This is a genomic window from Bacteroidota bacterium (genome assembly GCA_005882315.1).
Classification (GTDB): Bacteria; Bacteroidota; Bacteroidia; order Chitinophagales; family Chitinophagaceae; genus VBAR01.
This window is the reverse complement of sequence record VBAR01000001.1, coordinates 416,456-442,153: the sequence shown is the minus strand read 5'-3', so window position 1 is coordinate 442,153 and position 25,698 is coordinate 416,456. Positions and strand designations below refer to the sequence as shown.

Annotated in this window: 24 protein-coding genes; 11 read left to right on the top strand and 13 right to left on the bottom strand. The window is 38.4% G+C overall.

The features are described 5' to 3' along the window. Position 1 precedes the first annotated feature (1 nt). The 5 genes from sulP to cls form a co-directional block, all read right to left on the bottom strand. The gene (sulP, locus tag E6H07_01765) at positions 2-1,666 is read right to left on the bottom strand and encodes a sulfate permease (protein TMI64667.1); all 1,665 of its coding nucleotides are present in this window, start codon (positions 1,664-1,666) and stop codon (positions 2-4) included. A 32-nt stretch (positions 1,667-1,698) separates the two neighbouring features. Further along, on the bottom strand, positions 1,699-2,670 hold the full coding sequence (locus E6H07_01760; GenBank protein TMI64666.1) for a polyphosphate kinase 2 family protein: 972 nt from the start codon (positions 2,668-2,670) through the stop codon (positions 1,699-1,701). 119 nt (positions 2,671-2,789) lie between these two features. Next, entirely contained in the window at positions 2,790-3,407 is a 618-nt protein-coding gene (locus E6H07_01755; GenBank protein TMI64665.1) for a porin family protein, read from the bottom strand. 12 nt (positions 3,408-3,419) lie between these two features. Next, positions 3,420-4,049 (bottom strand): DUF4136 domain-containing protein, encoded by a 630-nt coding sequence (locus E6H07_01750; protein TMI64664.1) that lies wholly within the window; start codon positions 4,047-4,049, stop codon positions 3,420-3,422. Between the two features lie 358 nt (positions 4,050-4,407). Then, the gene (cls, locus tag E6H07_01745; GenBank protein TMI66440.1) at positions 4,408-5,862 is read right to left on the bottom strand and encodes a cardiolipin synthase; all 1,455 of its coding nucleotides are present in this window, start codon (positions 5,860-5,862) and stop codon (positions 4,408-4,410) included. Between the two features lie 158 nt (positions 5,863-6,020). On the opposite strand from cls, the gene E6H07_01740 reads away from it, so the two are divergent. Continuing rightward, the gene (locus E6H07_01740) at positions 6,021-7,604 is read left to right on the top strand and encodes an alpha-amylase (protein ID TMI64663.1); all 1,584 of its coding nucleotides are present in this window, start codon (positions 6,021-6,023) and stop codon (positions 7,602-7,604) included. A gap of 12 nt (positions 7,605-7,616) precedes the next feature. On the opposite strand, the gene E6H07_01735 is transcribed toward E6H07_01740, so the two are convergent. The 6 genes from E6H07_01735 to E6H07_01710 form a co-directional block, all read right to left on the bottom strand. Next, positions 7,617-8,180 carry a hypothetical protein gene (locus E6H07_01735; GenBank protein ID TMI64662.1) on the bottom strand — a complete coding sequence of 188 codons (564 nt, stop codon included), beginning with the start codon at positions 8,178-8,180 and terminating at the stop codon, positions 7,617-7,619. A 74-nt stretch (positions 8,181-8,254) separates the two neighbouring features. After that, on the bottom strand, positions 8,255-9,871 hold the full coding sequence (locus E6H07_01730; protein TMI64661.1) for an NAD-dependent malic enzyme: 1,617 nt from the start codon (positions 9,869-9,871) through the stop codon (positions 8,255-8,257). Positions 9,872-9,922: 51 nt separating this feature from the next. Beyond that, a complete protein-coding gene (locus E6H07_01725; protein TMI64660.1) occupies positions 9,923-12,238 on the bottom strand; it encodes an acetate/propionate family kinase in 2,316 nt (771 codons plus the stop codon). A 90-nt stretch (positions 12,239-12,328) separates the two neighbouring features. After that, positions 12,329-13,714: a DASS family sodium-coupled anion symporter gene (locus tag E6H07_01720; protein ID TMI64659.1), complete on the bottom strand. Its 1,386-nt coding sequence runs from the start codon at positions 13,712-13,714 to the stop codon at positions 12,329-12,331. Positions 13,715-13,787: 73 nt separating this feature from the next. Then, positions 13,788-14,717, bottom strand: a complete 930-nt coding sequence (locus E6H07_01715) for a 1-phosphofructokinase family hexose kinase (GenBank protein ID TMI64658.1) — start codon at positions 14,715-14,717, stop codon at positions 13,788-13,790. 29 nt (positions 14,718-14,746) lie between these two features. Continuing rightward, positions 14,747-15,445 carry a TIGR00730 family Rossman fold protein gene (locus E6H07_01710; protein ID TMI64657.1) on the bottom strand — a complete coding sequence of 233 codons (699 nt, stop codon included), beginning with the start codon at positions 15,443-15,445 and terminating at the stop codon, positions 14,747-14,749. Between the two features lie 368 nt (positions 15,446-15,813). On the opposite strand from E6H07_01710, the gene E6H07_01705 reads away from it, so the two are divergent. Beyond that, a complete protein-coding gene (locus E6H07_01705; protein TMI64656.1) occupies positions 15,814-16,329 on the top strand; it encodes a hypothetical protein in 516 nt (171 codons plus the stop codon). Between the two features lie 109 nt (positions 16,330-16,438). Here the strand turns inward: E6H07_01705 and E6H07_01700 are convergent, their stop codons facing one another. Continuing rightward, entirely contained in the window at positions 16,439-16,990 is a 552-nt protein-coding gene (locus E6H07_01700) for a hypothetical protein (protein ID TMI64655.1), read from the bottom strand. A gap of 254 nt (positions 16,991-17,244) precedes the next feature. Here E6H07_01700 and E6H07_01695 point away from each other — a divergent pair, with 254 nt between their 5' ends. From E6H07_01695 to E6H07_01655, 9 genes are all read left to right on the top strand, one after another. Further along, on the top strand, positions 17,245-17,718 hold the full coding sequence (locus E6H07_01695) for a hypothetical protein (GenBank protein ID TMI64654.1): 474 nt from the start codon (positions 17,245-17,247) through the stop codon (positions 17,716-17,718). 270 nt (positions 17,719-17,988) lie between these two features. Then, positions 17,989-18,729: a DUF3575 domain-containing protein gene (locus E6H07_01690; GenBank protein ID TMI64653.1), complete on the top strand. Its 741-nt coding sequence runs from the start codon at positions 17,989-17,991 to the stop codon at positions 18,727-18,729. Between the two features lie 259 nt (positions 18,730-18,988). Beyond that, on the top strand, positions 18,989-19,426 hold the full coding sequence (locus E6H07_01685; GenBank protein ID TMI66439.1) for a hypothetical protein: 438 nt from the start codon (positions 18,989-18,991) through the stop codon (positions 19,424-19,426). Positions 19,427-19,510: 84 nt separating this feature from the next. After that, the gene (locus tag E6H07_01680; GenBank protein ID TMI64652.1) at positions 19,511-20,023 is read left to right on the top strand and encodes a nuclear transport factor 2 family protein; all 513 of its coding nucleotides are present in this window, start codon (positions 19,511-19,513) and stop codon (positions 20,021-20,023) included. A gap of 184 nt (positions 20,024-20,207) precedes the next feature. Beyond that, positions 20,208-21,308 carry a hypothetical protein gene (locus tag E6H07_01675; protein ID TMI66438.1) on the top strand — a complete coding sequence of 367 codons (1,101 nt, stop codon included), beginning with the start codon at positions 20,208-20,210 and terminating at the stop codon, positions 21,306-21,308. A 14-nt stretch (positions 21,309-21,322) separates the two neighbouring features. Further along, a complete protein-coding gene (locus E6H07_01670) occupies positions 21,323-22,048 on the top strand; it encodes a PorT family protein (GenBank protein ID TMI64651.1) in 726 nt (241 codons plus the stop codon). Between the two features lie 96 nt (positions 22,049-22,144). Next, positions 22,145-22,960, top strand: a complete 816-nt coding sequence (locus E6H07_01665) for a hypothetical protein (protein TMI64650.1) — start codon at positions 22,145-22,147, stop codon at positions 22,958-22,960. A 219-nt stretch (positions 22,961-23,179) separates the two neighbouring features. Next, the gene (locus tag E6H07_01660) at positions 23,180-23,596 is read left to right on the top strand and encodes a hypothetical protein (protein TMI64649.1); all 417 of its coding nucleotides are present in this window, start codon (positions 23,180-23,182) and stop codon (positions 23,594-23,596) included. A gap of 223 nt (positions 23,597-23,819) precedes the next feature. Further along, positions 23,820-24,467: a hypothetical protein gene (locus E6H07_01655; GenBank protein ID TMI64648.1), complete on the top strand. Its 648-nt coding sequence runs from the start codon at positions 23,820-23,822 to the stop codon at positions 24,465-24,467. Positions 24,468-24,568: 101 nt separating this feature from the next. Here E6H07_01655 and E6H07_01650 read toward each other — a convergent pair whose 3' ends face one another. Then, positions 24,569-25,579: a DUF481 domain-containing protein gene (locus E6H07_01650; GenBank protein TMI64647.1), complete on the bottom strand. Its 1,011-nt coding sequence runs from the start codon at positions 25,577-25,579 to the stop codon at positions 24,569-24,571. Positions 25,580-25,698: the final 119 nt, after the last annotated feature.

Sequence of the window (25,698 nt, the reverse complement as noted above, 5' to 3'; positions counted from 1 at the left end):
TTTATTTAACAGATTCTTCCACCAGATCATGAACGGAAATAAATCGACTGAAATGTCCAAAAAAATCTTCAAGCTTTTCGGAGCGTAACTTATCACGAACTTCAGAACGGGCTTCGGCTATTTTTAGTGTTATTCCTTTTGCGTTGAGATCTGTAAAAAGTCTTTTTAATAATCTTGCACCGGCGATGTCAATGTGCGGTGACGAGCTTAAGTCAAATATTATTGTATTAACCGAATTGTTTGCTTTCTTAATTTTCGACATAATTACTTCGCGGATAAAATCTGCATTAAAATAAAATATAGATGATTCGATACGCACAATCAAAACTCCGGGAATATTTTCGTTGTCAGGATGTCGTCCTTTATCTGAATAACGTTTTGTGCCGGGAATTCTTCCCAAAAAAGCAATATTTGGACTAGTGGCAGCTTTAATAAGCATTAGAATAGTGACTAATGCAGCAAGTAAAACGCCTTTTAAAATTCCAAAAAAGATAACGCCAAACAGTGCAACCATTGCAATTGCAAATTCCTTTTTGTCAACTCTGAATAAATATTTCAGTTCTTTTAAATCAAATAAACCTCTTATAGCAACAAATACAATGGAAGCAAGAATTACCATAGGTAAATTTGCAAGCATACCGGTTAAAAATAAAAGACACAAACCAATAGTTGCTGATGCAAATACTAATGACATCTGGGTTTTAGCACCTGCTGTGTCATTTACCGCTGATTGTGATAAGCCACCTGCAACCGGGTAACCCTGGCCGAGTGCAGTTGCAGCATTGGCAACGCCTAATGCAAGCAATTCCTGTCGTGCATCAATATCATATCCATTCTTTTGTGCCAATGCTCTTGCAGCTGAAACACTTTCTATATAGGCGAGCAGGAAACAGGCAAGTGCAAGTGGAATAACGCCATCAACATCTCTAAAGCTTAATGTGGGCAAATGAAATGATGGCAGTCCTGCTGGAATAATGCCTACGATTTTGAATCCCTGATCACCAAGTGAAGTAACTGATATTAAAATGATAGATGCGATCACCACCACAATTGCAACCGGGCGGCCGGGCAATAATTTTTCTCCCAGCAATAAAATTGCAATGGCAGAAATTCCAAAAATAAAAACGGTTAAGTTGGTATCCGGCACTTGCCGAAAGATTGCGACAAGACGTTCGAAGAAATTTTCCCCGCCACCCTTAACTCCTAATAATTTCGGTAATTGAGTTAAGCCAATAGTTAAACATGCGCCGGCTTTGAATCCAACTAAAACTGTTTCGCTTATAAAATTGATAATGCCGCTTAGCCGTAAAAAATAAGCAAGTATGGCCAATACTGAAAATACTAAAGCGGTTAACGATGCAATGTCTGCCCAGCGTTGCACATCACCGTTAGCCATACCTGCAATAGTTGTTCCTATAAGCAATGAGATTGCAGAAGTAGGTCCAATAGCAAGTTGCTTGCTACTGCCTAACATAGCATAAAACAAACCTCCTAACAGGTAACCATATATACCATATTGCGGGGGCAGGCCTGCAAGTGTTGCATAAGCTAATGATACCGGTATGCCATAAGCAGCAAGTGTTATTCCGGAAACTAAATCATGTCTAAGTGTTCTTGAACTATAGCCTTTAAGCCATTCAAAAGGAGGAAAATGTAGTTTCCACATGACATTAAGTTTATTTCCGGAAGGCCGTTGAATTATTTTTCAGCAAGTAATGCTTCTTTAATAACCTGCAACTCCGCAATTTTTTCCTTGCTCACTTTAGGATATTCTAACCCCATCCCATCTAAGGCATTTATTATTGCGGATGCAATTACAATACGAGCATAGGGTTTGCTATCTGCAGGAACTACGTACCAGGGAGATTTTTCAGTAGACGTATGTTTTATCATCTCTTCGTAGGCTACCATATACTCTTTCCAATAACCACGTTCTTTTGCATCAGCAGCACTGAATTTCCAGTTCTTATCCGGATCGTCAACACGTTCAATAAAGCGTTTACGTTGCTCATCTTTTGAAACATTCAGAAAAAATTTGATAACGACGGTTCCATTACGATACAGGTATTTTTCAAAATTGCGAATGTCTTTAAACCGCTCTTCCCAGATATTTTCAGTAACTAATTTTTTAGGCAGTTTTTGTCCTTTTAAAATTTGTTCATGTACACGTACCACCAGGACTTCTTCATAATACGAACGGTTAAAAATTCCTATGCGTCCACGTTCAGGCAAATGCTTTTGACAGCGCCATAAAAAATCATGGTCCATATCTTCTGAACTGGGTGCTTTAAAAGATGAGACCTGGCAACCCTGTGGATTAACACCTGACATCACATGTTTGATGGCGCCATCTTTTCCGGCAGCATCCATCGCCTGGAACACCAGCAATAACGACCATTTATCCTGTGCGTATAAAATATCCTGCAAGGCGGCCAATGCTTCAACACCCATTTGAAGGGTCTCCTTTACCAATGGTTTATCTTCCTTACCTAATTCAAAACTTGGCTCTGTATTATAATCCTTAAGACGAAAATTAGTTCCATCGCCAACACAATATTGTCCTGAGAATTTCCTGGAACGTTCAATGCGTTCCTTTCTGCTCATTGAAGGTAATTCACTCAATTTTTCTTGAACGGCATTTTTGTTTTTTGATTTTTTTTCTTTTGACATGATATAAGAATAATTAAGGGATAAATTAATTAGTGTTTATAAAACTTTCGATGTTTAATATAACGAAAAATAAAATAGCCATTCGTAACGAATGGCTATTTTATAAATTTTAAAAATGATCAGTATAAATTCCAAAAGGCGCCAATTGAATAATAAACATGTTTCAGCTCGTCGATTTTAAAAGATTCATTTTTGTTCGTAGCATAGTTTAAACCCACATTGGCATGAATACCGGCAGATTGACCAAGCTTGTACAACAACCCAACTTCAGGCCGGGCTACAAATCCCCAATTGTTTTCTTCAGTAACGAAGGTATTGTAGTAGGCGCTTTGTTCACTGTATTGTCCACCAAGTCCAATACCAGCATAGGGCTTAAGATTTTCGCCGCCATTAAAATAGTAATGAACATTGAGATACATTGGCAAGGTGTACACCTGGTGAACAAAATCTGTGTAGATAGCCGCGGAGCCATCAGGTTTTTCATATACACGAGGAGGAATGTATTGCTCAAATGAGTTCCAGCTGATCCCACCGCCTATACTGACGTTTGGTTTTAAAAAATGACGATACTCAAAACTTCCACCGGCTAGTGAAGTTTCTTTCAGGTAAGTTGTACTTAAAGGTGTAGCAATTTGCCAATTAACTGTCATCATATCTTTCATACGCCAGTTGCTCTGAGCGTTTGCTGAACCAAAACATAAGACAGAAATAAATATCGGGATAAATAATTTTTTCATATTTCTAAGATTTTATTTTTTGATATAAGTTGATTGCGCAAATGCCTGGTTAATTGCTGTAGTAGTCAAGTCGGCATTGGTTTGATTGTTGGTAGTACTGAAAGCTCCAAACATAGTAGCTCCCCAAAGAGCCCGGAGATTATGATTAGCTCCGGCATTCTTCAGATCAAATATATACAGGGTAGATGTGCCAATGGTATATGTATAAGATGTGCACCATGGATAATAATAACCATAACCAGGATAACCCCAGTACCAGGGTGGATAATAACCCCACCAGCCATCCCACCAACCACCACAAACGGCTGTCCGTGTTATGTCCTTAATAACGGTGAGCCGTAAAGCAAGATGGGGATTTGCATTACGGGCTACAAATGTGTATCCCCTGGTGTTCATATTGGTTTTAATAGCATTCACCAATTGTAGTGCAAGTGCACCAGTTAAGATAGTGTCGTTCGGGTTAGTTGCTACAACACTTACTGAATCCGATATAAAATAAGTGGAGTAATCGGAAAAAACAGCTCCCAGATCCCGGTCGGTAGCAACAACTTGTTGGTAGGTAAGTTGGTCATAGTTGGGTTCCTTTCTGCAGGACACACCGATTGCTAATAAAGTGACAAAAAGAAGAATTTTTGGTTTCATGAATTATGATTTTTTAGTTAGGCAATAGACTTGTTTTAAAAGCTGCATTAGAATATAAATTACAATAAAAAATTTTACGATCCAGACGAAGTTGTTTTTCTTGCTTCCTTGCATATTAAACAATGCTCCGGTTTATAACTGGAAGCCCTTAAATTTTCTCCGTATGATCTTTGTAGTAGTTATTCACTTAAATCTATAAGCAGTACCCGAACTTTATTTTCACTGGTACGGGTTGATAAATCCTCCAAAAGGGAAAGCAGGCAATAGAAATTTGAAGATAAGAATAAATCAATTTCATCATGTATTTTTTTGTAAAAAAAAATTGCTGGGAGTGTATAGCCGAAATTATTGTGACTCATTAAAGTAAAGGTGATACCAGCCTGGCAGTTTTTTCCAGGAGCTTTCTGCTGATAGGTCTGTTTAACCAGGCGTCTCTATCCACCAATATTGCATCATTAATATCTGAATTAAATACACTGGCAAGTGATGAAGCGAGTTCTTCATCATAAACAATTGCATTCACTTCGAAATTCAGATCAAAGCTCCTGACATCCATATTGGCAGTGCCTATAACAGCAATCTTCTTGTCTATAACCAATGTTTTTGCATGAACAAAACCATCCTGGTAAAGAAATATTTTAACTCCTGCGGAGAGCAGATCAGCATAATAAGAACAAGCGGCTAACTGTACAAGCCGCGAGTCGGATTTTTCAGGAACTAATAACTGAACCGACACTCCGGCAAGTGCTGCCACCATGAGTGCATCCATTAAGCTTTGATCAGGTATAAAATAAGGAGTAGTGATCAGAATTTCCTGCTCTGCCCGGTATATAGTATATAATAACGAATACAGGATCGTTGGGTTAATGGAGTCAGGTCCGCTTGCTGCAATTTGAATTATTTTATCGCCGGGCGGGTTGTTCCGGTAATCATCAGGGAAATAATGTTTGATATTCTCTAAAGGTTTTCCAGAACAAAAATTCCAATCGCAAATAAATAGGTATTGTAAATAATACGCACCAGGTCCTTCGATCATTAAATGTGTATCACGCCAAAATAATTTGTTCATGGATGCCGGCTCGTTGATATATTTATCGCTGACATTAATTCCTCCTACAAAAGCTTTTTTCCCGTCAATTACTATGATCTTCCTGTGGTTCCGGTAATTCAAATGATTAACCATTCTTAGAAATGGGATCTTATAAAATGGGTAAGTCTCAACTCCAGCATTTCTAAGTCTTATCGCTATGTTCTTGCGGATCCCATGACTTCCAAAATCGTCATAAATAAATCGGACAGATACTCCTTGGTTTGCCTTTCTTATTAATATTTCTTCAATGGTTTTACCGATCTTATCGTTTTCATATATGTAATACTCAATGTGAATATGATCCTTCGCTTCTTCTAATGCTTTTATTACTTCTGGAAACTTTTCTTCACCATTGATCAATAGGCGGGCCGTATTACCTGGAGTTAGCGGACTCATTTCATTTGATAAATATTTAGCCAGGTGCTTGTTGGGTCGATCTGACTCAGCTATGTTGAAATAGGTTTGCGCTGAATAGAGAGAGATATCCTGTTTTATTTGGTTCCAAAGATTATCGTCATTGATTATTTTCTTACTGTAAAATTCTCTCTTACGATAATTGACCCCGAATGCGAAATAGAAAAGAATACCAAAAAGCGGAATGAAAATAGCAAGCAATATATATGCTAAAGTTTTATCCGTACTGTTGGTGTCATAAATAATGCGGATACAAACTATTACCAGGACAAGCAGGTATAACAATTCGATTATAAAAAGCCAGTTCAACATTTTATCAATTGAAATTAATGATATTTTGGTTCATACATTTTGCTTTTAATAATTCTATATCTTGTATATAAAATGAGTTCAATATAGCAGCCAATAAAATTGGTTAGTAACAAACTTTCTAAAAAAGAGGTAGTGAAACAGGAATACCGAAAACCATGACAAAGCATCCAAAATACCCAACTCTATACCAGGTAAATACTAGAGTATGGCTTACGGAATTGTCAGGGAAACTGAAACGTCCGGCTACATTGGATGATATTCCGAACGATGCATTGGAACAACTTGCTGAGGCAGGTTTTGATTGGGTCTGGTTTCTGAGTGTCTGGCAAACAGGTGAACTAGGCCGCAAGGTGTCGTGTGAAAATCAGGATTGGCGGAATGATTTTGAAGAAACACTCCCGGATTTAAATGAAGAAGATATTGCAGGTTCCGGTTTTGCTGTCACTGGTTATACAGTCCATATTGATCTTGGTGGAGATGCTGCTTTATCAAGACTACGATCAAGATTAAAGCAGTATGGATTGAAACTGATGCTTGATTTTGTTCCCAATCATATGGCGCCAGATCATCCCTGGGTTGAAGAACATCCTGATTATTTTATTCATGGAACTCAAAGCGATCTTGAAAGGTTTCCGCTGAACTTTACTGTTGTAAAACGAAGAAAAGATGATTTGATAATGGCCTATGGCCGGGATCCTCATTTTTCTGGTTGGCCGGATACACTTCAATTGGATTTTAGTAATCCTGCAATGCAGGAGGCAATGAGAGATGAACTTCTTCGTATTGCTGATCAGTGCGACGGTGTAAGATGTGATATGGCAATGCTTATTGTACCTGAAGTTTTTGAAAAAACCTGGGGCCGAAAAATTGAACCCTTCTGGCCCAAAGCCATAAAAGATGTTCGTGACAGAGTTCCCGACTTTTGTTTTATGGCTGAGGTTTATTGGGATATGGAATGGGATCTTCAGCAACAAGGTTTCGATTATACGTATGATAAAAGACTTTATGATCGTTTACATGAAGGCGAGGCCAAACCGGTGCGGGAACACTTTTATGCAGAACTTGATTATCAAGTTAAGTTGGTCCGCTTTCTTGAAAATCACGATGAATGCCGGGCAGCATCAGCATTCGAAATAGACATACATAAAGCCGCTGCCGTGATAACATTCTTATCACCGGGACTTAGGTTTTTTCACCAGGGAGAATTTGAAGGAAGAACAAAACGAATTTCGCCACACCTGGTCCGTGGCCCGCAGGAGCCAGTCAATACAGATTTGCTATTATTTTATACTGAACTGCTTGCAGTGATCAACACACCACTCTTCCGCGATGGCGATTGGCGTTTACTCCAATGCATGCCAGCCTGGGATGGGAATAACAGCTCGGATTCTTTTCTTGCGTTTTCATGGAAAGGATCGAATGGTGAGTTGGCGTTGATAGCTGTTAACTATGCGCCCCATTCAAGCCAATGCTATATCCGATTACCATTTGATGAACTGGCTAATGAATTGGTTCGGCTCAATGATTGTATGAATACAACTGTTTATGATCGCCAGGGAAATGAACTGTTGTCGGGAGGAATGTATTTGGATATGCCGGCATGGAGTTATCATGTTTTTGAAATAACAGTACCGGCAAAAACGATAGCAGAAGGGATTAATACCATTACAGCACCTGACAAAAAAGTGGTACAAAAATCCGAAAAAGTAAATGGCACCGTTCCAATTTCCGGACTATGAATAGTCACGTCTTTATTTCATAGCTACAATTTTATCCCTGATCTTACCTCTAAACGTTTTTTTAACAAAAGATAAAAATATTAATGCAATCCCAATAAGTAATACCTGCACGCCAAGTAGTGTAGAAATGGCAATAGCACCAGTATTAATGTTGAAGATCATCATTATTGCAAGCAGCACAGACAAGATACTTATTATTATCATGCCCCATCCACCAGCGTTGTGACTTTTGAGAGCCAATCCATTTTTAAACAACAGGATACCTGAGAAGAGGATCCAAAGGCCAAAGATGACAGTAAGTAATTTCATTGCAGCCAATAAATTGAATACTAGTATTAACCCAAATGCAAAAGTCATAGCACTCCAGAAAAGTGACATTTCTTCTCTTTCTTCTTTCTCACTAACGAACCAGGAAATAATACCAATCAGGCCAGCACCAGTCAATATTAATCCAAACCAAATTGAAATTCCGGCAAGCACTGCTACCGGGTTATTGAAAATAAAAATGCTAAGGATGATAAGCAAAATGCCTTGCAGTAGTATCACCCACGATTTTCTAAGTAATAATGGTAACATAATAGTTGGTTTTAATTTTTTAAAAAGTAATTGATAAACCTGGTTTTTCTGAACCGAAGGTTTCCATTTGGGAATTAACGATATTTTGGTTCGTACATTTTGCTTTTAATAAATGTTCCCAGGTCCTTTGGTTTTTTTATACCAGCTAATCCGCTTTCAAATATTTTTTCAGCAACTTTTATCGCTACGTTATAAGATACCTTCAGGATATCATTAATTAGCGGATAGATCAAACCCTTTGCGTAGTTTTCTTCAGTCACCTGTTCGGCCACTGCTTCAGCAGCCGCAACAAACATTTCATTAGTAACTCTTTTAGCTTCGGTTGCAAATATTGCAAGGCCCACAGCTGGGAAAATATAGACATTATTGCCCTGGCCCGGTGTGAATGTGCGGCCTTCAAAAGTTACTGGTGCAAACGGACTGCCACTGGCAAAAATCGCTTTGCCTTTACTCCAGGTATAAGCTTGTTCTGCGGTACACTCTGAATGTGATGTTGGATTTGAATAAGGAAAAATAACAGGTCGTTCATTTACGGCACACATGTTTTCAATCACCTGTTGATTAAAAGCACCTCCCACTGTACTGACCCCGATGATAGCCGTTGGTTTTATTTTAAGGATAGACTTTGCAAAATCATCTGATGGTTCGCTATCATGTGCAAAAGGCATTTGATAATCGGCAAGATCAGTTCTTGATTTGACAAGCAATCCATTTACATCAAACATCCACACTTGCTTATGTGCTTCTTCTTTGGTAAGGCCATCTTTTTGAAACTTATGAACAAGCATATCCGCAATGCCAAATGCTGCTGCTCCTGCTCCCAAAAAAAGAATTCGTTGTTCACTAAAAGGTTTACCTGAAAACCGGCTTGCAGTAATGATGCCGGCAGTAGCAACACCTGCCGTGCCTTGCATGTCATCATTAAATGTAGAAACCCTGTCACGATATTTATCCAGGATGCGGATCGCATCTTTACCCGCAAAATCTTCCCATTGAATACAGATCTTTGGAAATACTTCATTGATCGCAACAACAAAGGCTTCAACAAAATCATCAAACGCTGCACCGCTAACTCTTTTTTTCTTTAAACCGGGATAGAGGGGATCATTTAGAAATGTTTCATTGTTGGTTCCTGCATCCAACACAATTGGCAATGTATATTCAGGAGGAACGCCAGCACAGCTTGTATATAAAATTAATTTGCCAATAGGAATACCAATACCACATATGCCAAGATCCCCAAGTCCTAATATGCGTTCACCATCTGTAACAACTGTAAAGCGAACATCATCAACCGGCCAGTTTTTAAGCAGCTCTTTAATGTTATCCTTTTGTTCAATAGAAATAAACAGTGCTTTTGTCTGCCGGGCAATATGACCGAATTTCTCACAAGCCTCACCAACAGTGGGTGTGTAAACCAACGGTAAGTACTTAGCCGGTTCGCTGATGATGGTTTTGAAAAACAAGGTCTCATTGCTATCAAGCAGATTATTCAGATACATATATTTTTGGATCGGCAATTCGAAATTGTCTAATTGTATATGCACCCGTTGTATCTGTGTTTCCATCGTCTCCACTACATTTGGCATCAACCCTATTAAACCATATTTCTGTCTTTCTTCTATAGTAAACGCAGTACCCTTATTTGTTCGGGGATTACGAATTATTGAACGACCGGTTAGTTTGCTCATAATAATTTTGTTTTTGTATCAGTAACTGATTATTAGATCTGGTTCTCTGATTTAGCTTTGGTTTTGAATTCCTTCAATAAATCCTTGCGCACCTGTTTGTAAGTGAGCGGCATTGGCTTCATCAGTGTCTATATGCATAGCAAGACTGTAGTTTGGATTTACACGAATGAGCACATCGCCAAATACAAGCTCCCGATCTCCCTGCACACGAACATGAACCGTTGATTTATCTTTTAATCCATACCGTAGTGCATCAGCAGGCGTCATATGTATATGGCGTAAAGCACAAATGACACCTCTTTTAAGTTCTACTTTGCCGACAGTTCCTTCTAATATACATCCGGGAGTATCCTGTAAGTCGCCAGATTCACGGATAGGTGGATGAATGCCTAGTTTAAACTGTTCTGTCATGGAAATTTCTACCTGTGTTTCCTTTCGGGTTGGCCCTAATACACGGACCCGACCGATAGTACCTTTGGGTCCAATGATGTTCAGTTGTTCCTCGCATGCAAACTGACCGGGTTGAGAGAGATCACTTTTCTTAGTTAACTGGTGTCCTTTACCGAATAACGCTTCCACATCTTCCTGCGCAAGGTGAATATGATGTGCTGAGACTTCAATCAGGAATTGTTCCTTCTGTCGAGTTTTTACTATCTGCTTAAGATAGGAACGGCTTAAAGAGCGAAGTGTTTCTCTTGCAATCATCCGCTCTTCATCGGTAGGAACGATGAGTATTGTAATTGGAGAATCATCGGTTGAGATTCGGCAGATCTCAGAAGATCCATCAGCTTCGCGGTTGCGTTGATCGTCGAGATGAATACCCATGCATTGAAGTCCTTGTAATGCAAGCGAACGAACACCGGCACTACCTTGTCCAATTCCCCCGGTAAAGATCAGGACATCCATGCCGCTCATCGCAGCGAGATAAGCACCGATGTATTTTCGTACACGATAAGTAAATGCCTTTAATGCTACCAATGCCCTTATGTCTCCATTGTTAGCTGCCTTTTCAACTTCTCGCATGTCTCCGGAAATTCCTGAAAGACCAAGTAAACCACTTTGCTTATTTAGTAGTTGATCGATCTGTTCACCTTTCAGGTTTGCTTCCCGCTCCAGGTATGTTATTACTCCCGGATCAAGATCGCCGCAACGTGTACCCATGATCAGGCCTTCACCCGGAGTGAATCCCATTGATGTATCAATAGAACGGCCGTGATCAATGGCACAAAGTGAAGCTCCGTTACCCAAATGACAATTTACGATCTTCAATTCGTTGACACGTTTTTGCAAATGCTGTGCAGCTTTCAGACAAACATAGGAGTGTGAACTTCCGTGAAATCCATAGCGGCGAACGCCTTTCTTTTCATAATACTCATAAGGCAAACCATATAAGTATGCGTAAGATGGCAGTGTTGAATGAAAGGCTGTATCGAAAACAGCTACATGGGGAACTGTTGAAAAAATTCTTTGTGCTTCTTTGATACCGGTAACATTTACCGGATTGTGTAATGGCGCAAGATGATTCAATGCTTCAATGTGCCCGAGGATCTCATCATCAATTACAACTGCTTCACTAAACTTTTCTCCTCCATGCACAACGCGATGACCAACCACAGTAATTTCTGATGGATCCCGGATGACACCATTATCTTTTACGGTAAGCTCCTCCAGCATTGCCTTGAGTGCTTCTTCAAATCCACCTCCTGTTAGATCACGTTTCACTTCATTTGTCCGTCCTTTATGTATTAGACGTGTTCCTGCAATACCGATGCGTTCAACCTGGCCACGAACGGTGTTGGATTCATTTTCAGAATCGAAAAAAGCATATTTAAGAGATGATGAACCGCAATTGATCACTAGTATTTTCTCAGGTCTTTCACCTTTTAATTGTAAACCGTATGGATCTGCACTCTTACGAAAAGCAGCTGCAGTTTTTTCCGGATCTGCCATCATTTGTTTAAAGCGTTCGCCTACATTCTTCGACAGTTGTTGAATCGCATTTGGTTCAGTCATTATAACTGATTGAAAAAGTTCAACTGGAATCCTCAACACCTGGCAATTTGTTTCAGCGATAAGATCAGCCATGGTTTTATTGCCACTCATCAACGCCATTTCGCCGAAAGTAGCTCCTTGCTCTAAATGTCCGATTGTTGTACGCTGTCCCTGATCTGCCATAACAGAAGCGGACAATTTGCCTTTCAGTAAAACGCCGAGAAAGTCTGCATCTTCGCCAAACCTGACCACTGCTTCATTGGATTCGTAAGATACTACCCGTGAACCTTGGAGTATCTCAGCCAATTTATTTTCGGAAAGGTGCTCAAACAGACTCACCTTTTTCTTAAGAAAGTCAGAAATATTGTTGTCCATTTTTGTATTGTTTTTGATTAATGTTACTTACTAAGGTGCTTATCTTTTTAATGGTATTTATCTGTCATTTTAAATCGGTTTACAAAAAATTTAAGTCATTAGAAGCACCCATAATATTGCGAGCAAAGGTGCAAGCAGTCCAAACAGAATTCCTGTGAGCCTGAAATCCTTTTGTTCAATAAGACCTGTGTTAAATACAATGGCATTAGAAGGACTTGATGCCAGCAATAACAATGCTCCTGATGATGAAAGTGCTACGATCATGCTCGCTTCTAATTTAAAAGCCGGAAGGATCACCATACAAATAGGAACTATTAAAGCAGTGGTAGTAGAATTGGTCATAACATTAGCAAGTATCACGGCTAAAAATCCAAATATGAAAAACAGTACCAGGCTGTTTAATTGCAGGGTGATCAGCATTTTTGCATAGTGATCTAATAACCCGGTATGTTGAAGGGCAAGCCCAAGCGACAAACCTCCGGCAATCAGCAATAGTGTATCCCATGCTAAGGTCCGGATATCTTTTCCATCAAGCACACCTGTAAGTGTAAGCACAACAAGAGGCAGTGCACACACTGATGCCACTTTTATTCCATGTAAAGAGGTGGTTATCCATAACCCAATGGTTACAATAATTACAGCGATAACGATCTTTCTCTGTTGCGATGATTCCTTTGATTTGTCGATTTGCAGATCATCTATGAAAGCAGTAGATATAGGAGTTGTATTCTTTATATATTTTTTGATCAGGGCAAAATAACCTGCAACAGTGATCACAATTGCAATGGGTACACCATAAACCATCCAGTCGATAAACTCCACGGTAATTCCTGACTTTTCCAATGCACCAACGGCAATGGCATTTGCAGGAGTTCCGATAATAGTAGCCATGCCGCCTGCAGTAGAAGCGAACGGGATGCCTAACACCAAAGCTTTGGTAACGCCTGATTCTTTACCAAGTGATATAAGCAGTGGCATAATCATCGCTAACACCATAGTTGTTGTGGCTGTGTTCGACAACAACATAGAGGCTATCATCGTTGCGATCATTACGCCCATCAATAAATTCCTTGGATTAGTTCCCGCTATCTTAAGTGTAAACTTGAAGAGTGCTACATCCAGGTTTGTTTTGGCCATTGCTTTAGCCAGGAAGAAACCACCCAGCATAAGCCATATAATACCGTCTGAAAAAGTGCTTACATATTCTTCAATGTTTTCGGGTGCTGAATTAAAATATTTATTTCCCAATGCGAATACAAGGAATGCAATGATAAAAAGACTTACCGCAAATGCCGGTATTGGTTCGGTGATCCACAATCCAATAGCAAAGAACAACAGGAAGAGAACATATACCTGCGAATCATTAAACCCAGGCTCCTTTAAAAGCAGAGTTAATCCAAATGCAATTCCAAAAGAAAGCAGGAAGTTCCTAATAGATTTTTTTTGGTGGTTAATGGTTTTCAAATTAATTGTAATATTAAATGAAGACTAAGCCTATATCAAATATATTCAAATTGTAGTAAGCAATTCATGAAGTTAATCAGCACTCTTATAAAGTCCGGATAGCCCGATATAATTTTTCTGCATCCTCAATTTTGAATAATTGAGTTCCTTCATTCAAGGTTGCTGCAGTTCCACAGGCAACACCAAAACGAACGGCTTCTTTAATGTCTTTGTTTGATGCTAAGTGCATCACTATACCCGCAACCATACTATCTCCTGCGCCAACAGTGGTTTTTGCTTTTACCATCGGAGTTATAAATCGCTCAGTGATATCTTTCGTAACAAGCAATGCACCGGCCGGCCCCATTGATATAACTACTACCTCACAAACATTTCTTGAAATAATAATTCTTGCAACATCTATGATCTCATCGTCCTGCAATTCTTCTTTACCGGCAAGCATGCTTAATTCATTAAGATTAGGTTTTAGAAGATAAGCGCCTTTTATAGGATATGTCTTCAAAACTTCTGTAGGAGCATCAATTATAAGCTTTGCCTTTTTTTGTTTTGCTATTGCAGACAGACGTTCGAATATATTATGCGGCAAACCAGTTTGCAAACTTCCGCTTACAACTATATATTCAACATTGCTTAACTCTTCAAGTGCCCGTATGCATTTTTCTAAAGATATCTCGTTTATAGGATTGCCTGCTGTTATAAAACGATATTGAAGAGTGCTTGACTTATCAACCATTGTCACGTTTACTCTTGTATTGATACCCGTATCAATTAACACGGTATCCAGCGATTCGGCTTCTAACAAGGACTGTAATGTAGCCCCGTTGTTTCCTCCGGCCAGGTAAATCGCCAGGGGGTTGCCACCTAGCTTTTTTATTCCTCTTGCTACATTAATACCCCCGCCACCGGCTTCATAAACTAAAGGGGCGCATCGCATTTTTTTTTCAGGCAATAATGCATCCACAGAACTGCTTATATCAAGACAAGGATTAAATGTTATAGTAACAATTGAAGGCATAGAATTTTTATTAAGTATGGCTTTATTCCTCAATAGATATCTGCATTTTCATTCCGTGCCGTGAGATTGAGAGTATTCTGTTTTATATGATCAACTGCTTTCTGTACATCATCTGTTACAAAAGCAAGTTCGATATCTGCCGGAGAAATGGTTCCTGCATTCAACATTGTTTCTCTTAAAAATGTTCCGAGGTGTTTCCAGTAATCAGCTCCCATACACACAATGGGACGTGGAGGTAATTTGCCGGTCTGAATTAAAGTAAGCACTTCAAAAATTTCGTCCATAGTACCAAAACCGCCAGGCATTAAAACATAAGCGATAGAATTTTTTCGTAAGATGACCTTACGTGTAAAAAAGAATTCAAACTCAACTTTATGATCAACATATGGATTGATCTTTTGCTCAAAAGGAAGGGAAATATTACAGCCGAGAGATCTACCACCACCTTCTTTTGCGCCGCGATTGGCGGCTTCCATTACACCGGGCCCGCCACCCGTCATAACAGTGAATCCATTCTCGGCAAGTGCTTTGCCTATACTGCGGGCAAGTTCATAATAAAGATGCCCTTCCTTAAATCGTGCAGAGCCATAAACCGTAACACAGTTTCTGATGTTTTCAAAAGCACTTATTCCCTGCCATAGATCAGAAAGTACTTTATGAGAATCACGCATTTCATCGGCAAGTGAACGTTCTGGTTCGAAAAAATTCTTATCGTTGCTTTGTGTCATTTTATATAGCTTTAAAGAGAGGCTCAGTGAAAAAATAAAATCAAGATCAATACCAGGGGCTTTTGATTTTTCATATTCAACGGGTGTTTAAATTGGGAGGATAGATTTCAAATTACTAAAAAATGGTATAACGAAATAAAAATTAATCCTGAAACAGCCCTGTCTTATGCCAGGCGTGAATTTCAATAGGGGAGGAAGAAAATTTTAAGAATGGTTTTTGCTGCTCCAACTAACAGAGCTCAGTTGTATTTTAAATATGGATTTGGGCGTATTTTCATCGTGATTAAAAATATATTTGCTATTCGAAGATTAATAATTCAAGAGTTCTTATTTTGCAATAAATATATTCCATTATTAAATTGAAAAAAATGAAACCATTACAATCTCTCATTTCAGCATCAATGGTGATCGCTATTGCATTTACTTCCTGCAATGATAAAAAAGAGGAAGGCAGTACAACTACTGTTACACCCGTTGAACAAAGCAACGCGGATAATAGCCAGCAAAAACTCGAAGCGAATAAAAAGCTTGTTACAGAATTTTACCAGGCCTTCTTTGGCGATAAAGATTCAACCTCGATTGACAAGTATGTCGGTGATAATATTATTCAGCATAGTCCTCTTTTCGAGGATGGGAAAATCGCTTTTAAAGACGCATTACGGCCATTTTATACTAATCCTAATATCACTAAAAAAACAGTTGATATAAAACATATTGCAGCTGAAGGTGACAAGGTATGGGTAATGGTAAAGGATGTAGCTCCTAATGGTAAAGAATTTGCAAGATTAGATATCTTCAAAATAGAGAATGGAAAAATTACCGAGCATTGGGTGGTAGAGCAAGCTGTGCCAAAAGAATCAGCTAATAAGAATACCATGTTCTGATAAGACCCTGCACGGGTTTAAGAATAGCATTAATAAAAAAATCACTCATGTACATGAGTGATTTTTTTTATGTTCCTGCGATTGTTGATTGCAGGGATCTTATAAAAGATTATTTACTTTCAAGTGTTTTGAGCAATGATTTCGGAGGTTTTTGTTGCAGGCTATTCAGGTAGTTGATCTTACCATTTACTAAACGCCAGTTATCAAAATAAAGCATTGAATCTTTTACGCCGTCTTTGTATTCCCATTTATTATAGGTCATGACCTGCACCCAATCTTCATTATATTCATCGTTATGAAGCGAGACGGCTGAAATGATCTTATTGGAAGTGTTATCATATTGGCTTCTTGCCTTAGCAAATTTTTCATATACATTACTATTATTTAAAGCCAGCCTGCGGGCATCGGGCATATCCATATTTGCAGAATCAGCAAAAAATCCGGCAACGGCCGCCCCATCTTTCTGATCCCATGCATGGTACATATCCAATATCAGTTTTGTATTGCCTGGGTCACCTATACTCCAATGTGCCCGGTCAACCGGGTAAGCAAATTCAGGTAAAGGCTTTGCAACTTCAGGGGTCTTAGTTTCTGGTTCTTTTTTTTCGTCATTGCAGGAAAAGAGAAAAACACTCAATGCTAGATAGAAGATCTTTTTCATAAAATTGGGTTTAAAGAATTTTTCAGGAAATATTTAGAGTTGTAAAATAGGACAAATCCTCAAAAAAAAATAATATGAATGACATTTTCTATCTACAGCTGTGATAGATGGCCTGGAAAGAACTTGTCCTGGGTACGACAGAAAACAGTAGTCTTACTTATTATGGGATGAATTAAATTTGATAGTTGGTATTTCATATACTTATCCATGCTACAAGCAACAACATATTTATTTAGTAAATTAAATTCTTTTAAATGAAAGCAAAGAATGATCCATTTAAGATCGCCAAAATGGAAAAGGAAGCGGTTAAAAGGAAAAAAGAAATGGCCAGGATGGAGTGGAGAGAAACCAGGCGAATACTTGAAGCAGAAAAAAATGTTTTTAACCTTGAAAAATATCGAATTATTTTAGAAAGATTACAATTGAATTGGTTACAATGGAATGTAACGTGTTTGTTACTTGGTTTTGGGGTCTATCGGTTTTATTATTCAAGAATTGTTACCGGGGCAGATCCGATCGGGACTACTATAAACGGATGGCATATCGGAGTTGTTATGATTTCCGTGGGAACTATATCGTTACTGACAGCTACTATTCAGCATAGATCAAATGTTACGAAATTGAAATTACAATTAGAAGCAATGCAGTATTCCCTATCATTGCGTGTCTCTTATTTTATGCTCGTCTTCTCTTTATTCATGTTGCTGGTCGTGATCTTCAAGGGATGAATTTGTTTTAATAAACTGCCGAATTGCTTTGTACTTAAGTGTCAATGGACCTTTGCGGACGGCATGCTAAAAATTTATGTTGAATTAGGAGATGAAAACTATCCGGGTTCAAATTATAATTTAACTTACATTCCGGAAAGAGATATGCTTGCCAGTAAATATTTCCATGCAGTTGAAAAGGTTACCTATGATGTGGGCTTATTAAGAACAAAATAATTTGCTCCACACAGATTTGGGAATTTGTTTAAAAAACCATTTAAACTTTTAACTATGAAAAAAATCATTTTGTTGGTAATGATCTTTCCGGGTTTACAACAAACGGCATCCGCACAGGACACGACCAAACCCAAGAAAAACACCATTCTTTTCAACGTTACTAACCCGATCATTTTTGGTAGTTCATTCATTATAGGTTATGAACGGGTATTAAATCCCCATCAATCATTCAGCGTTAACTTGGGTACCACCAGTTTTCCCGGTTCAGATAATACCGATACTGATTCAGTGAAAGTGAACAATGTCAAAAATAAAAGCGGGTTGAATGTTTCGGCAGATTTCCGGTTCTACCTGTCAAAAGAAAATAAATATGCCGCTCCAAGAGGTGTTTATATCGGGCCCTATTATTCATATAATAATTTTGCCAGGGATCAAACCTGGATGTTGAAAAGCACTAACGGGGGTGCTCCACTCCAAACGAAAACGGAACTCAACCTCAATATTCATACTATTGGTTTTGAAATGGGTTACCAGTTTGTTTTTAATAATTGGCTTGCGTTGAATGCGATCCTGATCGGGCCCGGGATCTCTAGTTATAGTTTAAAAGCTACTCTGGACGGTAATTTATCAGAGTCAGACAGAGAAAAACTTCTTGAAGCAATTAATGACGCCCTGACTGAAAAATTTCCGAACTGGGGGCAGCTTGTTGATGATGGGGAGTTTCAATCCAAAGGATCTACCAATACTACCACCTGGGGATACAGGTATATGATTCAAATCGGGTTCAGGTTTTAAGTTCTAAAACTAACGATGAAAACAAGTAGCTGCTTGCTCTTATAAGCTTTAATTGGAGTGAGTCATAAAGAAACAGCCAAAAAGATTTAAACGAAAAAAATAGATAGATATCAATAACCAAGTAATAACCTTTAAAACAAAAAAGATGAAAACCATTTCCTTCTTTAAATCAATTAAACGATTTTTTTTACTTGTGACTATCCTCTGCTTTGGTTTTATAGTTTCAGGCCAGGTGTCTTCAGTCCCAGACACATCAAAGATGACTTATAACCAGATATCAAATGGGTTGAAATTATATGTCTTTCCTTCAAAGGGACAAAGCCAGCAAAAACAGAAAGAGGATGAATTTGAATGTTATAAATGGGCTATGCAACAATCCGGAATTGATCCGCTCAACCTGCCAAAAGTTGAAGCTAAACCCGCTGAAACCGGGCCGGATGGTTCTGCAGTTAGAGGCGCGGCTAGAGGGGCAGCAGCAGGTGCAGCTATCGGGGCAATAGGGGATGATGCAGGTGAAGGTGCGGCTGTCGGGGCTGTTGCAGGTGGTGTAGCTGGAAGAAGGGCGGGAAAACAAGCAAAGGCTCAACAAGCACAACAGGCAGATGCCGCTGTAAAACAAACAGAACAGGCAATGAAGGATAGCTATCTCAAAGCTTTTTCTGCATGCATTGAAGGAAAAGGATACACTGTCAAATAACAGGATATAATTAATTGGATTATTGTTTTACACAAAACAATAATAAAAAGCAAACGTAACCCCAACAATAAATTTTTTTCAATTATGAAACAACTGATCTTTTTAGCTGCCCTAAGCATCGGCCTTTTTTCCTGCAACTCTGGTACTACCGATAAAAATAAAATGGAGAACCTGGCTATTGCTAAAAAATATATGGAAGCAGTAGAAACCAATAATGCTGCTATCATGGATTCACTGCTAGCCGATAATTATATGGGTTATGGACCTTCTGTTGGTGATTCAATCAATAAAGCAGATGCGATCAGCAACTGGAAACACAATGCAGCCAACCTGTATGAATCTGTTAAGTATACCCGTCATCAAAATATGGCACTCACTGTTGGTGAAGGAGAACAAGCCGATCCGGGCGATTGGGTTTCTAACTGGGCTTATCTCACCATTAAATACAAAGACGGAAGAGGGCCGGTAAATGTTTGGGTAAATGCAGTATACAAAATCGAAAATGGGAAAATTGCACGCAGCAGAACTTTTTATAATGAAGCCGATGTATTGAGGCAATTGAATTATGAAATGGTGCCGAGGGAGGATGTGAAATAATAATAATAATTCCTACCAGTTTTTTTATACAAACGGGTTTGTGTAAGTAACTTTGACTTTTATAACGGTATCAATTCTTCCAGTTTACAAAACAAGGCTATATAAAAAGTCAATAAAATCATTTAAAAAACCCAATATGTTGTATAACGATAAGACAAAGCAATTTCTCCGTAAGACGATTCTGATGTTTTTATTAGCGATCCTTTCATCCGGTGTTTTTGCCCAGGTGTTTACCAATAAAGAGGTGGGGCAGAAAAATGCTGAACTTATTGACAGCCTCAAGAAATCGGAGTATCCCTATTCACTTCCTATTTTGGGTGCAAAAGCTACCAAGGCCGGATATGCTTTACCTTACTCAGCCGGCTTAAGTGTTCAATATTTCTGGCAGCAATCAGATATTGTCATTGACAATCTGAATGTAGGTTTTAATAATGGACCGATGTATAACCTTGACGAAATAGTGAGGTTTAACACGGCCCGTGCAACAGCTAGTGCCACAACAATAAGGCCTGATATATGGCTATTCCCTTTTCTGAATATTTATGCAATTTTGGGAAAGGCCCAGGCATCTACCGAAGTTGGATTTGGAATATGGGTACCTGATTCTACTAATACGCCGAAAGAGATAGCATCTGCAAATACTTTAATTGAATTCAATACCAGTACATACGGAATAGGTTTTACACCTACTATCGGTGTTGGCGGGGGATTCCTCGCCCTTGATATGAATGTTGCATGGACAGATGTGCCTCAACTAAGTAAACCGGCACGTTCATTTATTTTTGGTCCTCGCTTGGGCAAAAACTTCAAGATGAAAAAACCTGAGCAAACGGTGGCGATATGGGTTGGCGGATTCAGGGTGCAACTCAGCTCGGAAACAAATGGATCAATTAATCTGTCAGAAGTATTACCGCCGGGTGAGTTAGGGAGTAAAGTGGATGCGGGGATTGTAAAAGTAGGTGATGCCCAGCAACAAGTAGATGCATGGTGGGCAAGTCTTACTCCTCCACAACAACAGAATCCCGTAAATGAAGCAAAGTACAATACTGCGAACAGAGCTTTGACTACAGCAGGTAATCTATTGTCAGCTGCCGATAATGCCATTAGTACTATAGAAACCTCAACTGTTCAATATTCTATGGATAAAAGACCAAAAGACGCATGGAATTTCATCGTCGGATCTCAATTTCAACTCAATAAACATTGGATGCTAAGAGGTGAATATGGATTCCTGGGTACCCGAAATCAGTTTATACTTGGTCTTCAATGGCGTTTCGGTTTGTAACATAAAAAGAGTACATGAAAAAATATTTTCTTGTTATGGGCTTGCTGGCCGTTGTTAGTACAGCAAGGACCCAGGTTTTGATTTCCATTTTGCTTGGCGATAAACTAAACTCCGGGAAAATAGAATTTGGATTAGAAGGAGGAGCCAATTGGGCTACTGTTAAAAATCTTGATGGAGCAAAAAGTCTTACCGCATTTAATCTTGGTTTTTATTTTGATTTCAAATTGAAACATCCATCCTGGATGCTGAATACCGGTGTTATTGTAAAGTCAAATATGGGGGCTGATGAATTACCTGTTTATTCACTGGGTAACCCGGACCTTGATAATGCGTTTACCGGGGGAAAAATAACAAGAAAAATAAAATACTTCAATGTTCCTGTGATGATGAAGTACAGTTTTCAAAATCATATGTATTTAAAAGGCGGAATACAACTTGGATTACGTTACAAAGCTTTCGATGAATTTAAAAAATCAATTATTGATAAAGAGGACCTGAAGTATAAAGTAGACATTAAGGATGAGTTTCATCCTATTGATGCAGGGTTAGCAATTGGCGCAGGATATCGTCTCATGAAAGGGAATGGAATGAACTTTGGCGTGAACTATTACTATGGGTTGATCGATATTATGATCGATGATTCATCACCCAATCAATTTAACAGGGTTCTTTATTTAACAGCAGGTATTCCTATTGGAAAAAATCCCAAAAAGAAAAAAACTGAACAAACAACACAATAGTATTTCCGGTACTTTTAAACTTGTGGGTCTTACAATTTTGGGAGCCGAATAATTATTCAGCAGTGATGCTCCCTGTTTCAAACTTTAACTTACGAGATGAAGAAACTTTTTTTCTTGTTTTTCTTATTATGCCAGGCCTGCGGTTTGCTTGCTCAAAATTCAACTGATACAGTAAAACAGGAACAGATCAAAAAAAACGCCGATGACCCCGCAAATTTTTTGACAAGGATCGAGTTCTTTAATGAGCTACAACACTATGAAAGGAATGGAAATGATTTCTATGTAAACCAGACAACACTGAGAACTATTCTTAGAATAGGAAAACGTTTTACTACACGGGTAGACTTACCCTTTGTTTATAATTCCATTAAAACACCTGCAAACCATAAAGAATCGGGAATAGGCGATATTTCATTTCGCCTGCTTGGTTACAAATTCCTGGAAAAAAAATTATCTGCCTTTACCGCTTCTGTCGAGATCAGTTTGAATACAGCGCAATCACCAATTCTTGGAACTGGAAAGAACGTGATAATCCCGGTGGTCTCTTATTCGAAATTATTACCAAAGAATAAAATACTTTTTTCAGCAGTTCTTCAACAAGCAAATTCTATAGGTGGCGATGAAGCAAGATCAGATATCAGTTTTTCAAAATTGCAGATTATTGTTCTCAAATATTGGTCAAGAAGATTCTGGACCGTGTTGGCGCCAGAATGGTTTTATGATTATATCAATGATGGTGTTTCTATGAACCTGAGAACACGGTTCACAGGTGCACCTACACCCCGCATGAATATATGGATAACGCCAAGTGCAGGAATATTCGGCGACTTTGCAGGAAGATATCAATGGAGCTTAGATATAGGTGGCCGTTATTTTTTATTCAGGGAAATGAAGTTTAAGAAAAATAAATAACGAAGGATACTTACGACTGATTTAGCAACGATAATAATTTATATTCATATAAAGGGCGGCGGTACATACCAATAATAAAGTCTAATCTGACTTTTGATCTATAAAAAATTCAAGTTTTGTATTTAAAAATCTATTTTGATCGGGGTCAGTATGTTTTATTTTTTGGCTACCTTTCATTTATATTAGTTAAATATTCAGTCATCAATAAAAACTCAAATTATGTTAATTGAACTTGCACTATCCGGAAAGTTTATTTACGATATCGTTAAAAGACTAATACATGACAAGGTTTTCCGAACACTTGGCTTCTTGCTTTTTGTACTTATGCTTGTAGGCACTATGTTTTTTTGGTTGGTAGAAGGATTACCATTTCTCGGGGCATTGGCCTATGCTATAGGCACTCTTTCCATGAATAGCCCATACCACCTGCTGGCGGAGGTAAAACTATCAACTATTGGCGTAATTTTTAATATCATATACATTTTTATCGGTGTGGGAGTCTATTTAATTTTTATTATTGAAGCCGGGAAAACTATTATCACCGCTTATGAAGACTTCGAAAAGAAAAGAGCAGAAAAGAAAGCTGCCAAAAAAGCTGCTAAAGAAGCCAAAGCAGCTGCGTCACAGAATCAGTAACGTACTGCGAATAACATCCTCAATAAAATTGGAGCAACTGGAGTGCTTAAACACATTTCTTTGATTTCAGTTTATAGAGAATTGCATTATAAGTAAGAGCTAACGAAAAAGGAATAATGCCGGATAGTGATAAGTTAAGTAAATCAACATCTATCCTCCCTGGCAGCGATGATAATTTCGGGGTATTACTTGTTCTTATCACTATTGCTTTAGGAGGATGATCATGAGATATTTAATCACAGTTTTTTTATCAATACAGGTTGCTATCACGGCATTTGCACAGCAACCAACCAATGATTCATTGCAGGCAACTTCCGATACAATTCCATCACCCTGGTCATTTGCGGCGGCCGTATATCATTATATTCTGCCCGGTGAAAAAAATACAACTACGCTTTTGGGATACGCTGATCATAAAGCTTTGCATTTAGAGGCACGGTATAACTATGAAGACCTGAAAACAGGTTCTATATTCGGGGGATACACGTTCGAAACAGGGAATAAACTAGTGTTTACTGCAACACCCATGATCGGGTTTGTGTTTGGAAATGCAAATGGCATGGCCCCGGGTTTGGAAACAAGTCTTGCCTGGAAAAAGCTTGACTTCTATTCTGAAAGTGAATACGTAATTGATTTCGATGGGAAAGAAAATAATTTTTTTTATACCTGGACAGAACTGGCTATTACTCCTTTCAGGAATTTCAGAACAGGAATTGTCGGTAACCGGACAAGGCTGTTTCAATCCGATCTTGAAGTTGAGAAGGGGATTTTTGCACAATATTCATTTTGGAAATTAACTACAGGGGTTCACTACTTCAATCCATTTTCAAGTGAGGAGTTTGTAATTGCAACATTAGGAATTGAATTCTAGCAACAAAACATACAATGTTGAACGAGACGTTCACAGTTGATAAATTTTTGTTGCAAAGAATTTATTGGCTAGTTATTTGAAGAAAATAAATTACAAAAAGATCATTTGCCGAATACATAACCAATGGTAAAGTTTATACCAAAGTCATTTTTAGATGCAGCTTTTGCGGATGGACGGTTATCATAGCTATCATAAAAACTTAGACCGACATTAAAATCTTTAAAGAACTCATAACTCGTATTTACCTGCAGGTCCATCCTTACCCGACCCCAATCTGAAAGACTGGGATAAAGGATGTACTGTGCATCAATTGTCATCTTTGGAAATATATAACGGAATTTTTTGTATTGGATCATGACCAGCCCCTCCAGGTTGCTATTATACCCTGTAGTATCACCCCTGTCCTCCACGTTAAAAGAAAGACCAGCCCCTGTTAAGAAACGTTCCTCGTTGCTATTAATGATCATTTTACCGCCGCTTCCGCTTAATAGAAAACGACTATTCAATCCCAATTGTGTGTTTTGTTGCCATCCAAAAAGTGAGTTGACGTACCAACTATTCTTTAACTTTTTGTAAAAGTCAATAGCCGCATCTTGTTTTTTTGCCACAATGGTGTCTGAAGAATTGTGAGTCAGTACAGAGTTTAGTTTTAGGGTAAATTCTGCTTTTGGTTTGCGGTAAGTTGTAGCACTACTGAAAGTAAACTGGGCATTATCACTTGATTTTGCATAATTAAAACCAAGATTAACACTACCATCAAGCCTTTTTATAAACTTGTCTTTAATGCGTACCATCTCCACAACATCGGATAGCATGACATACGGCACTTCAGAAAAAAGCGAATCAATGGTAGTAACAAATACTTCTCCATCCCCCAGGGTTATCTGTAATGTTTTATTGGAGACGATCTTTACTATAAATTCCCATTTTATATCAATTTTGCCGGGACCTTCTACATCAATAAGAAGCTTGGCGAATTTCATGCTTTTGATCTCACCGGTAAATACATCCCCATTTTTCAGGAAAACCTTATCTGTTTTTTGTGCCTGTACTATTACAGAAATGCTTAGCAGTACGATCATTCCGAATATCTTCAATACAGGTCTCCTCATGAGAATAAGAAAGGGTTATAATTTTAAAACGGTCGACCCGATAAAAATAATGATTAAATCATAGTAACCTAGAAACAGAAGACTAATAAATGAAGGCATAAAATAGTCTGTGTAAGGAC

Bases quoted from the DNA above. Each gene is read 5' to 3' on its own strand.
- sulP (TMI64667.1), bottom strand. From the start codon at position 1,666: ATGTGGAAACTACATTTTCCTCCTTTTGAATGGCTTAAAGGCTATAGT.
- E6H07_01760 (TMI64666.1), bottom strand. From the start codon at position 2,670: ATGTCAAAAGAAAAAAAATCAAAAAACAAAAATGCCGTTCAAGAAAAA.
- E6H07_01755 (TMI64665.1), bottom strand. From the start codon at position 3,407: ATGAAAAAATTATTTATCCCGATATTTATTTCTGTCTTATGTTTTGGT.
- E6H07_01750 (TMI64664.1), bottom strand. From the start codon at position 4,049: ATGAAACCAAAAATTCTTCTTTTTGTCACTTTATTAGCAATCGGTGTG.
- E6H07_01740 (TMI64663.1), top strand. From the start codon at position 6,021: ATGACAAAGCATCCAAAATACCCAACTCTATACCAGGTAAATACTAGA.
- E6H07_01735 (TMI64662.1), bottom strand. From the start codon at position 8,180: ATGTTACCATTATTACTTAGAAAATCGTGGGTGATACTACTGCAAGGC.
- E6H07_01730 (TMI64661.1), bottom strand. From the start codon at position 9,871: ATGAGCAAACTAACCGGTCGTTCAATAATTCGTAATCCCCGAACAAAT.
- E6H07_01725 (TMI64660.1), bottom strand. From the start codon at position 12,238: ATGGACAACAATATTTCTGACTTTCTTAAGAAAAAGGTGAGTCTGTTT.
- E6H07_01715 (TMI64658.1), bottom strand. From the start codon at position 14,717: ATGCCTTCAATTGTTACTATAACATTTAATCCTTGTCTTGATATAAGC.
- E6H07_01710 (TMI64657.1), bottom strand. From the start codon at position 15,445: ATGACACAAAGCAACGATAAGAATTTTTTCGAACCAGAACGTTCACTT.
- E6H07_01705 (TMI64656.1), top strand. From the start codon at position 15,814: ATGAAACCATTACAATCTCTCATTTCAGCATCAATGGTGATCGCTATT.
- E6H07_01700 (TMI64655.1), bottom strand. From the start codon at position 16,990: ATGAAAAAGATCTTCTATCTAGCATTGAGTGTTTTTCTCTTTTCCTGC.
- E6H07_01695 (TMI64654.1), top strand. From the start codon at position 17,245: ATGAAAGCAAAGAATGATCCATTTAAGATCGCCAAAATGGAAAAGGAA.
- E6H07_01690 (TMI64653.1), top strand. From the start codon at position 17,989: ATGAAAAAAATCATTTTGTTGGTAATGATCTTTCCGGGTTTACAACAA.
- E6H07_01685 (TMI66439.1), top strand. From the start codon at position 18,989: ATGACTTATAACCAGATATCAAATGGGTTGAAATTATATGTCTTTCCT.
- E6H07_01680 (TMI64652.1), top strand. From the start codon at position 19,511: ATGAAACAACTGATCTTTTTAGCTGCCCTAAGCATCGGCCTTTTTTCC.
- E6H07_01675 (TMI66438.1), top strand. From the start codon at position 20,208: ATGTTTTTATTAGCGATCCTTTCATCCGGTGTTTTTGCCCAGGTGTTT.
- E6H07_01670 (TMI64651.1), top strand. From the start codon at position 21,323: ATGAAAAAATATTTTCTTGTTATGGGCTTGCTGGCCGTTGTTAGTACA.
- E6H07_01665 (TMI64650.1), top strand. From the start codon at position 22,145: ATGAAGAAACTTTTTTTCTTGTTTTTCTTATTATGCCAGGCCTGCGGT.
- E6H07_01660 (TMI64649.1), top strand. From the start codon at position 23,180: ATGTTAATTGAACTTGCACTATCCGGAAAGTTTATTTACGATATCGTT.
- E6H07_01655 (TMI64648.1), top strand. From the start codon at position 23,820: ATGAGATATTTAATCACAGTTTTTTTATCAATACAGGTTGCTATCACG.
- E6H07_01650 (TMI64647.1), bottom strand. From the start codon at position 25,579: ATGAGGAGACCTGTATTGAAGATATTCGGAATGATCGTACTGCTAAGC.